At 28.5% G+C, this 16,913-nt stretch carries 12 protein-coding genes; 2 read left to right on the forward strand and 10 right to left on the reverse strand.

The annotated features are described in order from the left end of the window. Positions 1-304 precede the first annotated feature (304 nt). Positions 305-1,537, forward strand: a complete 1,233-nt coding sequence (locus MAGB_RS00090; RefSeq protein WP_004023794.1) for an Mbov_0401 family ICE element transposase-like protein — start codon at positions 305-307, stop codon at positions 1,535-1,537. A gap of 1,227 nt (positions 1,538-2,764) precedes the next feature. Here the strand turns inward: MAGB_RS00090 and MAGB_RS00095 are convergent. From MAGB_RS00095 to MAGB_RS00135, 9 genes are all read right to left on the reverse strand, one after another. After that, on the reverse strand, positions 2,765-3,271 hold the full coding sequence (locus MAGB_RS00095; RefSeq protein WP_004023796.1) for a hypothetical protein: 507 nt from the start codon (positions 3,269-3,271) through the stop codon (positions 2,765-2,767). Positions 3,272-3,460: 189 nt separating this feature from the next. Next, positions 3,461-4,186, reverse strand: coding sequence for a glycerol-3-phosphate 1-O-acyltransferase PlsY (plsY, locus tag MAGB_RS00100; protein WP_004023797.1), 726 nt, complete (start codon positions 4,184-4,186; stop codon positions 3,461-3,463). A gap of 100 nt (positions 4,187-4,286) precedes the next feature. Beyond that, positions 4,287-7,277: an endopeptidase La gene (gene lon / locus MAGB_RS00105; protein ID WP_004023798.1), complete on the reverse strand. Its 2,991-nt coding sequence runs from the start codon at positions 7,275-7,277 to the stop codon at positions 4,287-4,289. Positions 7,278-7,487: 210 nt separating this feature from the next. After that, positions 7,488-9,827 (reverse strand): class I tRNA ligase family protein, encoded by a 2,340-nt coding sequence (locus MAGB_RS00110; protein ID WP_004023799.1) that lies wholly within the window; start codon positions 9,825-9,827, stop codon positions 7,488-7,490. A gap of 21 nt (positions 9,828-9,848) precedes the next feature. After that, positions 9,849-10,550 carry an MPN527 family putative ECF transporter permease subunit gene (locus tag MAGB_RS00115; RefSeq protein WP_235750711.1) on the reverse strand — a complete coding sequence of 234 codons (702 nt, stop codon included), beginning with the start codon at positions 10,548-10,550 and terminating at the stop codon, positions 9,849-9,851. Continuing rightward, positions 10,537-11,163 carry a uracil phosphoribosyltransferase gene (gene upp / locus MAGB_RS00120; RefSeq protein ID WP_004023801.1) on the reverse strand — a complete coding sequence of 209 codons (627 nt, stop codon included), beginning with the start codon at positions 11,161-11,163 and terminating at the stop codon, positions 10,537-10,539. The genes MAGB_RS00115 and upp overlap by 14 nt, the downstream gene beginning before the upstream one ends. 122 nt (positions 11,164-11,285) lie before the next feature. Beyond that, complete coding sequence (locus MAGB_RS00125; RefSeq protein ID WP_004023802.1) at positions 11,286-11,846, reverse strand: single-stranded DNA-binding protein; 561 nt, start codon at positions 11,844-11,846, stop codon at positions 11,286-11,288. Between the two features lie 9 nt (positions 11,847-11,855). Then, entirely contained in the window at positions 11,856-13,802 is a 1,947-nt protein-coding gene (locus tag MAGB_RS00130; protein ID WP_004023803.1) for a M13-type metalloendopeptidase, read from the reverse strand. Positions 13,803-13,811: 9 nt separating this feature from the next. Continuing rightward, positions 13,812-14,495: a 16S rRNA (uracil(1498)-N(3))-methyltransferase gene (locus MAGB_RS00135; RefSeq protein ID WP_004023804.1), complete on the reverse strand. Its 684-nt coding sequence runs from the start codon at positions 14,493-14,495 to the stop codon at positions 13,812-13,814. A 483-nt stretch (positions 14,496-14,978) separates the two neighbouring features. Between MAGB_RS00135 and MAGB_RS00140 the strand changes: the two genes are divergently transcribed. Then, a complete protein-coding gene (locus tag MAGB_RS00140) occupies positions 14,979-15,356 on the forward strand; it encodes a glycine cleavage system protein H (RefSeq protein WP_004023805.1) in 378 nt (125 codons plus the stop codon). A 406-nt stretch (positions 15,357-15,762) separates the two neighbouring features. On the opposite strand, the gene MAGB_RS00145 is transcribed toward MAGB_RS00140, so the two are convergent. Further along, positions 15,763-16,905, reverse strand: a complete 1,143-nt coding sequence (locus MAGB_RS00145; protein WP_004023806.1) for a cell division protein FtsZ — start codon at positions 16,903-16,905, stop codon at positions 15,763-15,765. Positions 16,906-16,913: the final 8 nt, after the last annotated feature.

The following is a 16,913-nucleotide window of genomic DNA, read 5'->3' on the forward strand; positions in this document are numbered from 1 at the left end:
CAGCAAAATAAAATCCCCATATAGAGAATTAATATCTAGAGATGAAAACAATTTCTACTCATTAGTAGAAAATGAATATATTAATCTTACTAAAGAAAAAGAACCTAATACTCTAGAAGACGATGAAGGTTTAATTCTCTAGTAAGACGGTTTTATCAGCGCAAATAAAGCCTTCTAGAGCCTTTTCTGAATATACAAGTAATAATTTTTCTAAGCATCATAACAACTATCATAGGGTTATAACCTATGAGTTTTTTATACTAACTTTTTTTAATAATTAATTGTTTCATATAATTAAGATGCTATGGAAAAGTTAGATGTAGATATATTTAACGATATCTTAGACACTACTAATAAGCTATATGCTAATAAGGCAAAAGAGCTAAATGATATAGAAGAATATTTTAGGAATACATTAAGAAAAACGATTCATCCAAATTGGAAGATATTTAGAAGAGAAACTAGAAAATGAATTACTTTGGGCGGTATTTTTTTACTTAATATTACAATGTACGAAACAAAAGATGATGAAGGTAGGATAACGCGTTTTACTTATTATCATGATGAAAAACTTAAGCAAATTTGCAATTGTAAATATGATACTGATAATCTTAAATTAGCTGTGAAATTTTACTTAGAGAATTCTAAAATTCCATCAAATTTAAAACAATTATTACCTAGTAAACAACTATTAAATTATTATCTAGACAAGCTAAAAATTAAAGAAAAATTAGTAGATAAAAATGAACAAATTTTGGCCAAAATAAAAAGTAATTTAGTGAATGATAATCAAAAAATTTATCTTGAAATGGATGATTTTTATATATTCCATAAGTCAACTAAAGTTAAAAAAATGAGAGTACGTGAAGTGATAGCACATACTCTTAAAAACAATAAATTAAGTAATGTAATAAATATGTTTTTTACTAAAAATTTAAATGATCCAACAACTAAAAATAATGACCTAGAGTTTATTAAAAATACTATTAATAAAGAATTAATCACAAATAATGATGAGCAAAAATTAATTGTAAATGGAGATGGAGCTAGATGAATTAAGAAGCTTGCTAACAAACTAAATGCTACTTATTCACTAGATCGTTTTCACATTCAAAAGGTCTTAAATGACACATTTGGTACAAGTAAATTTGCTTCAAAAGAGAATAGAATTTACTATAAAACATACATAAATAAGACGTTAAATAAACCGTGGAAAAATGTTTTTGATGAAGCTATTTTTACTAAAAACAAAGACCTTTTTCATCAGCTTTGATATGAATTTTGGTCTGACCCAAATGCTCTAAAGATGCCTATTGGCGTATATGAAAGAGCAAGAAATTTCTGTAATTTAATCTTAAATAATGCTAATGCAGTTTTTGATAATAATGAAAAATTAAAGTCTTACACTGAGCATTTTGTTTATAACTCGTTCAAAAAACATATTAAAAAAGATCAAAGTCTTTTTTGTTTTGAACATATGAAAATGAAAGTTATTTATAAAAATATTATAAAAAATCAGGCCACTTTGTTTTACTAGATTATAAGAAGAAATTTAAAGAATTTTAATTGTTTTAGCATCTAGTTTTCATTATAACGTGGACTAAATAAAATACAAAGAAATTAGTTCTTTTTTCCTTTTTACTTTGTGAAAAGCAAAGTAATATTTTCAGTATTTTTTTATCTATATACCTAGTATATAGATAAACATTTTCACTGTTTTTGAAGATGAAAAAGCCTAATTTTTTTAGCAAAATATGAATTTTTTTAATACTTTTGATGTTTGAGCGTTAAATAAATGGTGCAAACAAAGGGCAAAGATAGTTTTTTAGCATTTATTATAAATAGAGGTATTTATAATAAAAAATAATAATGTATTTTATGGTATACTTTTATTATATAAAAGTATAAATGGATTACTAAAATTATTAAAAATATAAGTTTTATATTTTTAATAACAATATATGTGTTACAAAATATTAAATTTTTGTGCCTAAATTCTATTTATGTTGCTTGTTTGTCACAAAAAATACCTATTTTTCTTTATTTTTTATCTTCAAAAAAATAAAGGGCTTAAAAAAGTGGCGTTCGGTAAGAACTTTGGCGCACTTCCTTATCTTGCCTTTTAAAGGCTAATTAAAAAAACAAGCAAAAAGTTTTTTAATGCCGCAAATTGGCAAAATGGCACAAAAATAAAAAAATAAAAATTTCAAGACGTTTTGAAATAATGTAAAATTTTATTGATTGAATGAGCTTGGTATAAGCTTTCAACACACTTAAATTTTACGGTTCCATTTTATAAATTGTTTAGATTAAGAGCTTTTAAAAGTTTTATCTCTATATAATATACATTTCTAAATATAAGACAAAGACAATAAAAAAATGTAAGTACAAATGACTATATTTGTTTCCTTTTTTACATTTCTTGCATAGATAAAGCCAATAAAAAAACTATTACTACATCTTCTAAAATTCCTGAAGTAATAAAGATTAAAAAATGTTTTTAACTAGCCTTTTTCTTACATTCACTGCAGAAACAAAAAATATGTGAAAATCCTCTTTTCATTTGCACAATGGTTCATAGATTAATTACGGCATATTAATCATTTGATTTATCTCTAATTTTTTTTATAAAGCTTTTTTGCATAAAAAGCTTACCTATATTATGTAGGCATTTCAACACACCTATTTTTTTACAACTAGTTCGAAAAATAAAACTTGCTATTTAATATAGCAAGCTATGCAAAATTTGGAAAAATTGCAAAAGTTAAACTACTGCTCCATCTATTTTGCTGCCCTCTTCTCTACGCTTCTTTCTTATAACAACCAGTTTAGGAACGCTTCCTTGATTTGCTATATTGGCTGTGACTCAGTTAACAATTTTCAATTGATCTTTAAGCGAGATATAAGGCAATCGAGCCATATCTTCTCAGCTAGTTTGAATTTTAGGTACAAGTTCATCATAATTCATTTTGTAGATAACTGACAGATCAATTGCTTTTGCTAGTAGAACTTTAGCACTTTTTCCATTATCAAGTATTCCGTCTTCTGTATCAATATTAATTATATTTTCATTAGAAATATCATTATTTTCTTCTAATAGTCCATTAACAAAGTAAACATCATTATTATCTATTGCAATCAATGTTATAACATTAGATTTTAATTTGTTTTCTCCGCTTATTTTTTCTATGAATTCAGGAAATAATGATATTGGTTTTAAGACTGGTAATACTTCTATTTTGCTTTCAACTTTTTTACTTTCATTTTGCATAATATTATTTTAAAAAATGCATATAGCTAATTTTTAACAACTTTTTCCCTCAAGCGCATTTTGTAGATAAGTAGCAAAAATGCAAAATTAAGCTAATTTTTTGGCCAAAAGTAAAACTTTTGCTAATTTTGCACTGTTAATAATTTGTTGATATGTAAAAATGCTAGCAAAAAAGCCGCCTATCTTAGACTAAGCAGCTTTTTTGATTGCAAATTTTCTTTCGCTTTTGTTAATCAATCTTTTGAAATTATCGCGGTGACTTACAAGCACTAGTAAGGCACATAAAGTATAAATTATTGGACTAACATATCAGTAATTTACAAGTATTGTAAATGAATTAATATATTCAACTGCATTAGTTCAATATCCAGTTGGTCCTTGAATCATTCATGGCATTCAAACAAATAAAAGTAGTGAAAATGCAACAGTAATTGAGCCTAGCGAAACAATTTTACTGATTCCGACAACTAGTAAGAATAATAAGAATGCTATTAAAAACAAAATAATGTTAATAGATATTATTAACCCAACTGTGCAGGCTGCTCCTTTGCCGCCCTTAAATTTGTAATAAGCAGGAAAAATGTGACCAATCACTACTCCAAGTCCAAGTACTTGTGGGCTAATATAGGAAGCTTGTGAAAAAGATTTTACTGCAGGTACATGATTAACTATAGCTGAAATTATTAATATAGGAATAAGTGTTTTAAGCACGTCGGTAGCAAAAACAATTAATGCAAACTTGGCTCCATAAGTTCTTAAACTGTTTGTTGCCCCTGCATTTTTGCTATTATGCTCTCTAATATCATCATTTTTGACTCTTCTACTTAGAATAATTGATGTATTGAAAGAACCTAAAAGTAGATAGCCAATTAAAAATAGTGCTAAATTCATTAAAATGCTATACAGTATATTCATACTGTAATATTTTACACATTTAATAATCAATTAAATTTTGAAAGTTAAAAATGCACACGATTAATGTGCATTTTTTGCAGAATTAAAGGTAATAAATTCTTTATTTAGATTGCTTTTTCTTTTTGCTTTCAGAATCGCTTTCTTCATACTTTTTACCTTTGAACAGATGCTCTCAAATTTGTTCATAGTGTGAAACAGGAATAAAGTTAATTGCTTCTTTAACTTCTTCAGGAATGTCACTTAAATTCTTTTCATTATTCTTTGGAATAAAAACAGTTTTAATACCTTTTTTAAAGGCAGCAAATGACTTTTCTTTGAGCCCACCTATTTCTAAGACTTTACCTCTTAGTGTAATTTCGCCAGTCATAGCTACTTCTTGCGATACAGGAATTTTAGCTAGAGCAGAAATTAAGGCAGTTGTAAAGGTTACACCAGCACTAGGGCCATCTTTAGGAACAGCTCCTTCAGGCACATGGACATGAATTTCAGTTGTATCAAAATCAACGTTTTTGATTCCAAACTTTTCAGCATTAGCTCTTACATATGAAAGTGCTATTTTTGCTGATTCTTGCATTACTTCTTTAAGTTGTCCAGTTAGCCTAATGCCAGGTTGTTTTGACTTAAATCATGAAACTTCAATTTGCAGTGTTGTACCACCAATTGATGTAAAGGCTAAGCCATTAACAGAACCAATTTGTGGTTGCATTTCTTTTTCAGATTCGCTAATTTTTGGTGTACCTAACAATTCAGGAATGTTACTTTGGTCTATAACAAACTTATCAATTTTTTCGCCTGAAACGATTTTTGTGACTATTTTACGGGCTATTTTGTCTAAGTTTCTTTTTAATGATCTAACACCGGCTTCAGCAGTATAGTGCTTGATTATAAACTCTAGTGCTTTATCATCAATAATAAATTGATCAGGTTTTAAGCCAGCTTGTGCTAGCACAACTTCAACTAAATGTTCTTTAGCAATCTTAATTTTTTCATTAATTGTGTAACTATTTAATTCAATAATTTCAACACGATCCAGTAATGGAGCAGGAATATTTTCATAATAGTTTGCTGTTGCTATGAATAGTACTTTAGATAAGTCATATTCATGTTCAATGTAGTTGTCTTGAAACTTAGTGTTTTGCTCAGGGTCTAAAACTTCAAGCATTGCAGAAGTAGGATCACCTTTTATGTCGCTTGACATTTTGTCTATTTCATCCAGTAAAATAAGTGGATTCGACACACCAGCTGACTGAATACCTTTAATTATTTTACCTGGCATAGCGCCAACATAAGTTTTTCTATGTCCTCTTATTTCAGATTCATCATGCAAGCCACCAAGACTAAGTTTTACATAACTTTTGTCTAAAGCTTCCGCAATAGAACGAGCTAGTGATGTCTTACCAGTTCCTGGCGGGCCTACTAAGGTCAAAATTGGCACATTATTAAACTGCTTTTGTGCTTTGTTTTTTGTATTTTCTTTAAAAAGCTGCAAGTCAATTTGGTTATGATCGTCAATTTTTATTAAGTCTTTTTCGCTTAATTCTTTGTTTATGTTTCTGTGATTGATTATTAGTGACAAGTATTCAATCACTCTTTCTTTAACTTCCTTAAGCCCATAGTGATTTTTGTCTAGAATTTCTCTAGCTCTATTTATATCTAAGTTTTCTACTTCTACTTTTCTTCAAGGTAATTTCTTTAGATTGCTAATGTATGTTTGGGTAATATTAGCATCAGGGCTTGAAGACATCATGTTTTTTAATTTATCACGCTCAGTTTTAATTGATTTAATAATCCATTCAGGATACATTTGCTTAAGCACTGGGTCGTTGACAATTTTTGAATACTCATCATCGCCATCTTCATCATCAGTTTCATTAAGCTGTTCTTTAATAGCTTTCATTTTTTCACGAAGCAAGAACTCTTTTTGTTGTTTATCCAAATTGCTTTGAATTTTTTTATTTAATTCCTTGTCAATTTGGTCTTTCATTGTTGAAGTGTCTTTTTTTGTAGTTCTTTTGCTTAAACTAGTTTGATTTTGTTCAACCAAGCTAAGAATTAATTTTAAGTCATCTTCAGTTATATAACCTAATTGCAAGTATTCTTTATGTCACTTGTAGATTCTTTCAACTTCATAATTAAATTGAACTTCTAATTCAGAGTTTTCTTTAATTTGCTCCATTGAGTTTTTAAATAATTCATTGTCAGTAAGTGCATTGTAAATATTTAACAATTTATTATTGTTGCTAAGAGTTAATTCATCAATAAATTTCTTGATCAATCTTGCCATTAGTACAAAATTACTCTTAAGAGCTTCAAACTGATGAAGTGCAGAAGGCATTGAATAAATTGTGAATAATTCATATGGAGGTAGTAGGAAAAATCCAGTTAGTGCTCTAACTAATGCTTCTAGTCTAGATTCATCATCATTAATGAAGTCAGGCATCATTTCACTGGCACCTTTTGTTCAGTTTCTAATTTCTTCAGCTGAATATCCTCTAATATATCTGTAAAGGAGCATAGCATCATTTCAGTTTCTATCATAAATTAAAGTGTTAATTACATCTTCGAAACCATTAAAATCTAGCGATGGATCAGCTAAAGCCATTTCATCACTATTGTTTTCTGAACCAAATCTTGTAGCTACCATTCCTTCTATATATCTAAGCGGTAATTTTTCGATATCTATGTTTGATGAAGAAATTATTTCTTCATCGCCATATATATCTTGCAATATATATTTATGGATAGCTTTAAGTGTTGCAATGTAATGTCACTTTTGCGAATCATTATCATATACTTTTTCAACTGATTCAACTTGACAAAGTGTCATATTTGAATCTAAATTAGAAATATTAATGTTTTCTAACACATCAGCATATGTAGCTTTAGGTTTAGATTGAAGTTCAGATTCTAAAATAACACTGCTATCTTCTGCTGGTCTGTAATAAACTAGCATAATTCTAGATTTATTAATTATTTCAGCACCATTTGAATTGTCTTTAGTATACTCATCAATTATTTTTTTTCAGTAATTACTTTGAGTAATTAATTCCTCGGTAATTTCTAACTTAGCTACTTCACGATCAAATAACACAAAACAATTTTTGACAGGGTCATTTGCCTTTGTGTATATTCTTCTTCTATATACATTTAAATATAATAGATTTTCAAAATTAGTTTCAGCAGTACTCTTTTTACTTTTATTGCTTCCTTTAGGTTTTCCCATATTGCGCCTCCTGTTTGAACTAATACAATATCAATTATAATACAATTTTAGCACTCTACAATGCGAGTGCTAAAAAAATTATTTAATTACGAAGTTAACTATTTTGTTAGGTATAAATATTTCCTTAATAATAGTTTTGCCTTCTATTCATTTTGCCACTTCATTTTTAGCAAGAGTCAAGATATTATCTTTATTATTGCTTTCATTTAAGACTGAAATTTGTGCTCTAACTTTGCCATTTACCGTTATAGCATAGGTTATTTGGTCAGTTTCTAGTGCTTTAGTGTCAACATAAAAATCAGTTAGATTATTTAAATTAAATAACTTTTCACTAAGCTCTCAAGCTAAGTGAGGTATAAAGGGCTCTAAAATATTAAGTGAAATGTAGAAAAACTCTAGTAAAAGTGAATTGTTTTCTATTTTTTCATATGAATTAAGAGTTTCCATAATATAGGCAATTAATGTGTTGAATGCAAATTCATTGCGGTTATCTAAATAAATTGATTCTTGTTTTTTTAACGATTGATAAAGCTTCATTCTTGCACTTTTTTCAAACTCATTCAAACTGCTGTGATCAATGTTTTTTATGATGCTTAAGTCTTTAACAGGCTCTACTTTAGAATATAAATTATAAAGCCTATTAATAAATCTATTGCATCCTTCAACTGAATCATCAGATCACTCTAACTCTTTTGCAGGTGGTGCTGCAAAAAGAATGAATAATCTTACAGTATCAGCGCCATATTTTTCTAATAAATCAGTAGGGGAAACAGTATTACCCTTACTTTTAGACATTTTGGCGCCATCTTTAAGTACCATACCTTGAGTTAGTAAACTCTTAAATGGCTCTCTAAATGATACATAGCCTAAGTCAGACATTACTTTAGTAAAAAATCTTGCATAAAGTAAATGTAAAATAGCATGTTCAATTCCGCCAATATATGTATCTACAGAATTTCAGTATTCAACAGAATCTTTATCTAAAGCAACCTTTTCTCTTAATTCAGGAGGACAGGTGTATCTTAAAAAGTATCAGCTTGATTCAAAGAATGTATCAAATGTGTCAGTTTCTCTAAGTGCATCAGAGTTACACTTTGGACACTTTGTTTGCATTCATTCTAAATTAGTGCTAATTGGGTTTCCACTTTTACTAAAATCAACATTTTCAGGCAGCTTCACTGGAAGATTTTCAAGCTTTTCAGGAACAATGCCACATTTTGCACAGTGAATCATTGGAATAGGTGCGCCTCAGTATCTTTGACGACTAATTCCTCAGTCTTGCATATTAATTGATTGACTTGAAGAAAGTGAGGATAAGTCAAAATTACTTTGTGAAGCTGATAAATCAATTTTGTTAGCTAAAGCAAATTTTTCATAGCTAGCTAGCTTTTTAGTATTGATTATAAGTGCATTATTTTTAGTGCCTAGTGAAGAAAAATCAGATATATATACATCAATTGGCTTGTCCAAATTGCCCTTTAAAACAGCCTTAAACGGTAATTTTAGGCTAGCTTTTAGTGAAAAATCTTTTGCTTGTGCAAGGGTTTTAATTTTGTTAATTTGCTCAATTTGCTCGTTAGTAAAATAACTATTTTTAATTAATTCATCCACTAAATCGTGATTTGCACTTATGCACAAAAAATCAACTACATCAAGATCTTTTTTATCATTTACAAATATTTCAATATTTGTTTTTAATTTATTTAATGAATCACTAAAAGTTGCTAAAAAGCCTGTTTTATAGTTGATTCAGTTATTTTGCATTGACAGTACTTTATCAGGCCAATTGCCTTTTAATGATTCTAAGGACTCTTGTAACTCTTTAGCATAATCTCTAATTTTTAAATAATATTGTTCAGTTTCTTTTAGTTCAATAGGCTCATCACATCTTCAACAGCAACCATTAATTACTTGTTCATTAGCTAAAACTGTTTTATCCTTATTGCATCAGTTTAATAAGGCCTTTTTTCTATAAACTAAGCCACTATTTCACATTTTAATAAATATTTCTTGCTCTCAACGAGTATAAATTTCATCACTAGTGATGCATTCATAGTTTCATGCGAAAGAAATGCCTAATTTTTTTATGTTTTCATTCATTGAACTAATGTTTTGGTAGGTTCAAGTCTTAGGATGAATGTTATGTTTTATCGCTGCATTTTCAGCGGGAAGACCAAAAGCATCCCAGCCAAAAGGATGCAATACATTAAAACCTTTTCTTCTATAAAAACGAGCTAAAGCGTCACCAATAGCATAGTTTCTAACATGCCCCATATGGATGTTTCCTGAAGGATAAGGGAACATGCTTAAAATATATTTTTTAGGTAACTTATGATCATTTTTAGGCTCAAAATAATGACTATTTTCTCAATAATTTTGTCATTTGTTTTCAATTGATAAATGGTCATAATTTTTCATAGTAGCCTCTTAGAATAATTTTTATAAATATGAAATGTTTTTGTTAATAAAATTATTTTTGCTATTTAAGCTAAATATTATAAAGATGAAAACTGAGTTCATTGTAAGATTTACAAGATTGAAAACAAGGTAAACTAAACCAGCCCCTTTATAATATGTTGAAATGTTTAAGAATAAACCTTTAATATTTCCTCAATGTTCAATCATTGATGTATGAGTTGCTGGAGCAGCTCCAAGCAAGCCAAATAATTTAAAGTATCAAGGAGTAAAAAGATAGATATTTAAGATAACTAAAAGTCCTGTTGTTACTAGTATTGAAATAATTACTGGTAATATAAGTAAGCCAGCTTTACGTAATTTTGTTTTTTGTAAAAGTTTTATTGACCAGTAGAAAATGGTCATGTATATAGTTTGCGTTGTTGATAAAATTAAATGCCCTAAAATGCTTGGTAAGCTATATCCATGCGAGCCATAACTTGGCCCAAGCAAAAAGAGTAAAAGAATAAGCAAAAATGCATATTTTCAGCCTATTCATAGCGCCGTAGCAGTAATAACAACTAAAGCAAAATCAAATTTTAAAAATGATATAAAAGGCACTGATAATAATTTACTACCTGCAAAATTAACTAATATTGCAATAGCAAGCATCATACCAGTATATGAGAGTCTTATGCTCCTGTTTTTAAAGTAATAAATGTTTTCCTTATTATTACTTTGTACCAAAAATTCTGTCTCCTGCATCACCTAACCCCGGTTCAATATATTTGTCTTTATTAAGACATTCATCAAGTGCAGCTAAATAAATATTAATGTCATGGCCAAAATGTTTTTCAACATTATCTACACCTTCTTTAACACCAACTAAGCATACTAAACTGATATTATTAAAGCCATCTTTACGAAGTCTTGCAATAGCATCAACTGCACTATTTCCAGTTGCTAACATTGGATCTACTACAAAAATATAGCTATCCTTCGGGGCTTCGGGAATTTTATAAAAATATTCAGTGGGCTTAAAAGTGGTTTCATCTCTACTCATGCCAATATGGCCAACTTTAGCTTCGGGAATTAATTTTAATAAGCCATCAATCATTCCAAGCCCTGCTCTTAAAATAGGCACAAAAACTACATCTTTGTCAAATTCATAGCCTAAATATTTTTTATTAATTGAAGTAATTATTTCTTTTCTTTTAGTTTGATAGTCTCTTAAAATTTCATAAACCATTAAAGAGCCAATTTCATTTAAATTCTGGCGGAAAACTGAGTGGCCAGATTCTCTATTTCTCATATTTGTAAGTTTAATCTTAATTAATGGATGATTAAGCACTTTTAGCATTTCAACCTCCAATATTTAATATTATATTTTATGATCTTAAAATATGACATAAATATAATAAAAAAGCACTTTTTTGGGAAAAAAGCACTCTTTTTCTTATTAAATTCAAAGCAACACTAGCTTTATTCTTCAAAATCATCATCAAAATTGAAATTAATGTTGTTAAATGGCTGATCTTCGACTTTTGCAGTCTGTTTTTCATCGTTTTTATTAGAGGCATTATTTTGAATTTTTTCACTAGTTTCTAAATTGAAATTTTGTTCAAAAGTTTTGTTGCTTTTAGCAAAATTATTGCCCATACTTGAATCATTTTTCTTAAAGTTAGGTTGTACTACTGAAAATTCATTTGTTTGTCTTTGGTTTCTAACAGAACGAGACTCTAACAAGTGTAAGTTATCAATTCTTACTTCAATACTATAATTAGTTTGACCATTTGATTCATATGTTGAAGTTACTAATGCCCCTTCAATTGCAACTAGTGTTCCCTTAGGTGCATAACCATTTAAAAAATCAGCTGTGCTTCTTCAAGCAATTACCGGAATAAAGTCAGTTACTTCATTATCGCTTGAGTAGTTTCTGCTTATGGCAATTCTAGTTCTAGCAAATGAAACTCCGCTATTGGTTTTGCTATATCTAATGTCAGATGAAACTCTACCAATTAATATAACTTTATTTAAATTCATCACTTGCTCCTATCAAATTTTTACACGTTTATTTTTAGGCAATCACATTTTGTCACTAGATTTAACATTAAATGCTTTGTAAAATTCATCGCTATTTTGAATTTGTATGTTTGCTCTTAATTTTGCTGGAGCATGTACATCAGTTGCAAGTAATAATTTTGCACTTTCAGGCTTATATTTGCTCTTTCATATTACTGCAAAGCTTGTAAAAAAGTCTTTTATGTCATTTTCCTTATTAAGCATTGCAGCTTCTAAAGCACATGAAAATCCGCCAGCATCTGCTATATTTTCTGATACAGTTAAAGTACCATTGCATTTGCCATATTCAGTTGTTTTATTGTCAAATAAGGCAATCATGTCTTTAGCTTTCTTTTGGAATGCTTTATAGTCTTTTTCACTTCATCATAAGTTTAGATTACCTTTTTCATCAAACTGAGCACCATTGTTATCAAAAGCGTGACTAATTTCATGAGCAATAACAGCCCCTATACCACCATAATTTGTCGCTTCTGACTGTTTTATAGAGTAAAACGGCTCATTTAATATTCCAGCAGGGAAAACAATATGGTTCATAAAAGGATTGTAATAAGCATTTACTTCAGCAGGAGACATGCTTCAGTAATTTCTATTAATTGGCTGTAAATATTGACTAAATTCTCATGTGTTTTTAACAACAAGATAATCAAGTGCATTTTTTAATAAATTATCTCTTTTAAAGAATTTATTGCTTATTTTAACTTGTTCATAAAATGGTTGAATTTCTTCAGGATAGCCTATATGAACACCTAAAGCTTCTAGTTTAACTATCGCCTTTTCTTTGGTACTTTTACTTAGTCAGTCATTTTTCAAAAGACGGTCTCTATAAATACCAATCATTTTAGCAACCATTTGTTCAACATTTTCTTTAGCTTTTTCACCAAATGTTTTTTTGGCAAAATATGTGCCAAATGGAATTTTGAACTTGTTATAAGCAACATAGAAGGCATGTTTTTCTTTAGTCATTGGACTATCTTGCCCTGTTAGTGCTCTATCGTATTCGCCAGCAATAATTCTTGATTCATCATTTAAGTGACCTGAGAATTGAATAATAGTTTTTAAGAACATTCAAGACTTAAGATTTTCGAAATTTTCATCATTAAAAACTTTGTCAATGTTTTCTAAAAATTTAGGATAAAGTACAATTATTTTATCAACAACATTAGTAATTTTTTTAGCATTTTTGTTAACTAAATTTTCCGCAATAGCCTTTAAATCAGCATTTTTCGAAAATGCTGCAGCATCAGTAATACTGTAAGGATTATACAGTTTAACATAGTCAGCATTTTCTTCAGCACTTGGAGAAAACTCAACTAATGAAGCGTCAAATGCTAATGCTTGATCAACAATTTTTTCATTCTTTTGTTCATCTGAATAATAAAACTTAAGTAGTTTTAAACTCATTTCTTTAAATTTAGCAATTAATTGTTGCTTAGCAGGATGCTTATCATCATAGTATGATTTTTCAGGAAGAATTAATCCTGGGCCTGATAGGCATAATAGTTGTAATTCAACATTTTTAAAATCTTGGATAATGCCAAATTCAAAAGGAAGAACTATATCTCTAAAACGGAAGTATTTATATTTTTCAATTAACTGCTCTTTATTTTTAAGTGCCAAAATAGCCTTTAAAGTAGGCAAAATCGGCGAAACACCAAGTTTTTCTCTAGTTTCAAAATCAAAAGCCATATCAGCTAAAAGTGCATAGCTTAAAATTACAGGATCTTTTATTCTTTTTCAGCTTATATTTTTTTCAGCTATTAAATTATGTGTTTCCTGCATTAAATCTTTTTCATTTTTATTGTGAATTTCATAAAATGAACTTATTGATGACTTATCAGCTGGTATTTCAGCTTTTGCTAACCATTCACCATTAATACTCTCATAAAAATCGTCTTCTAATCTTATTTTTTGATTCATATTATTCTCCTATTTATTACTTTCTCTTACATTTGAAAGCATATATAAACATGCAGTCTCTGCTCTTAAAATAGTTTTACCCAAAGATACTATAAAACAGTTGTTTTGGAGTGCAAAATCTATTTCATCTTTTGATAATCCGCCTTCAGGGCCAATAATTAAAACGCTATTAGTTTCAATTTTATCAACTTGAGATTCAACATCTTTGTTTTCATAAGCTACATAAATTTTTTTGTCTTGATTAGACAAAATAATTTCTTCAAAAGTTGTTATTTTCTCTAGTTTTGGTAAATTGTTTCTAAAGCTTTGCTCAGCAGCATTTTTAATTATTTCGTTAAAACGGTCGATCTTTTTATTGAACTCATATTTAATGATTGTTTGATCAACAAACTTAGAATTCATTGGAATAATTTTAGAAACTCCTAGCTCAGTTGCTTTTTGAATTAATCATTCAAAGCGCTTGATTTTAATAACAGGAGCTGCCAAAATGACTTCATTTAAATATTCATGATTTATATTCATCTCTTGAATAATTTTTGCCTTATTGCTTTCTAAAGAGCATTCATAAAACTTACCTAAGTAATTGCATAAAAAGTGTTCATTTGCTAGTCGTGCACTTTTTATGTGTTTGATTATTTTTTCATCAAGAATGAAGTAATCATTTTCCCTTGTATTAACAAAAAATCGATGCATTTTCCCTTTCTGAGATTAACTTAAGTTATATACTTAATTCAATTATATATATAAATATTTCAATATATTAAAACTCTTGTGTTAAATAAGAGCAAACTTGTTAAATTGATATTAATCTTGCTTTATTACCTTGTGATTTTGTTATTGTTTTTTTATAAACTTAATCAGCTCTTATTTAACTTGTTTCATATTTTTTAGCTGTTTTATTTACATATAAATGATAGTTTGATGAACTTATTATGAATAATTGTGGCCTACTAAAAAATAATGAGAATTACCAAAAATACTATAAAACAGGACTGAAAGTCAAGCTATTAGAATATTAATAGTTTCTTGTAGTAAATCGCAACTAGCATAAAGCAAACTAAATTTTGACTATGCATTAAGCTTTAATTCATATGCTACTAGTATGTTTATTTCCACAAATTTGTTGCTTAATGCTGTTTTATAGGATAATAAATATGCTTATAAAGGAAGATTCTAATGAAAAAATTAATTGATAAATTTACGATTGAATATTTAAATGATAAAAATGAGTATCTTTTAAGACTAACTCCTGATGCACAAGATGAAATTAGTTCAATTAGTGAGTTGAATATAATGGTAAAAGAAGGCTCAACCTTAGATCAAAATGAATTATTAATGGCGCTTAAAACAAATAAAAATGAACTATCATTTAAAATGCCAATCAAAGCAGTTATTGCAAAAATAAATGAAAAAGCTATTCAAAATCCATCATTAGTTTTATCAGTATATGATGATGAAAACTGAATTGTGCTTTTAAAAGATATTAATAAGGAAGAGTATGACAAACTAGAAGAGTTTGCAATGTGAGATAGATATCAATCATTAATAGGATAATTAAAAAAATAAAGGAAAATTTTATTGAATAGGAACACGAAATAGAATTAAGTAAAAAATGCTTTATGAAATTGTGTGATAAGGGAATCCTGGATACTTTTGAAATTGGTACATTTAAATGCTTATATCGAATTCATTAATATGTTTTCCAAGATGTTTTTGAATTTGCAGGTAAACAGAGAGCAATTAAGCATCAATACATCTGAACTTAAAGATTTATTAAGAAAACACTTAGCAGACAAAATCAATGATAGAAATACTTTTTGCTAAATGCATAGCCAAATCTTATGAATATGAGGCTATAAAATAAAAATTTAATTTAAACTTTAAAACAATATAAATGAAATAAAAAATGCATCTATGGCTGTTTTATAGCCTTAAAGATGCATTTTTCTACTTGCTTGTTCTACTTAAAAAATTCAGGAATTAAATCAGAATTTTGTTCCAAGATTTTTTCATTTTTTGTAACAACTTGATCATATTCATCAGTGTTTTCTACATTGATGATATTAGATTGCTCATACATTAAAGGACTGTGTCTGTTGCTCTTTAATTTATTATGAAACTCTATGCTACTGTGCATTTCGCCTTGACCAGCTATAATGCCAATTGTGAAAAAATCTTCTCTTTCATCTGTTCAATCATCATTTATAATGCCAAATTTAATGTGAGTATCAGAACCAAAGTGTTCCTTTAATAGTTCTATAGCTTCATTAATTTCTGTTAATGTACCTTTTGAATCTATATGGAATGACACTAATAGGTTTTTGTAACTATTATTGCTTTTTATTTCACTTATATTGTCACTGATAACTTCTTCAACAGCTTTTTTAACCTTGTCAGTTCCACTGGTTTTGGCATAGCCAATAAAAGTATTTTGACCATTTTCCAAAACATTTTTTAAATCGTGAAAGTCAACATTAATAAATCAGCTTAAATTAAGAATGTCAATTACATTTTTTATAAGATTTTTTAGCTTCTTATCAGCCATTCTCATAGCCATATTTAGTGGAAAGTCTTTGTATGTTTCCAAAATTTGTTGATTTGATACTAGAGAGTAAGAATTAGTATAATTTTTAATTTCACTTATTCCAGATAAAGCAATACTTTTTTTAATTTCCCCTTCCATGTCAAAAGGTGTTGTTAAAATTGCGATTGTCAAAATACCCATTTTCTTAGCTATATCCGCTATAACTGGTGTTGCTCCTGTACCAGTTCCACCACCAAGGCCTGCTGCTAGGATCAAGACATTTGTGTCTGCTAAAATTTCTTTGATTTGATCAATAGAATTTAAGGCACACTCTTTACCAACCTTAGGGTCTCCGCCAGCACCGCATCCATTATAGATTGGATTAGCTAATAGCAATTTATTTTGACATTTATTTCTGTTATCTTGCAGGTGTTGTGAATCAGTATTAATTGCTCAAAACTCGATTGTTGAACTATCAAATTCATCATCAGCAATAATGTTGTTAATTGCATTATTACCAGCACCGCCGATTCCAAAAACTTTAACCTTTAAACTTGGAAAAACTGTTGAATCGTTCATGACCGATT

The sequence above is a fragment of the Mycoplasmopsis agalactiae 14628 genome, from assembly GCF_000266865.1.
GTDB lineage: Bacteria > Bacillota_I > Bacilli_A > Mycoplasmatales > Metamycoplasmataceae > Mycoplasmopsis > Mycoplasmopsis agalactiae_A.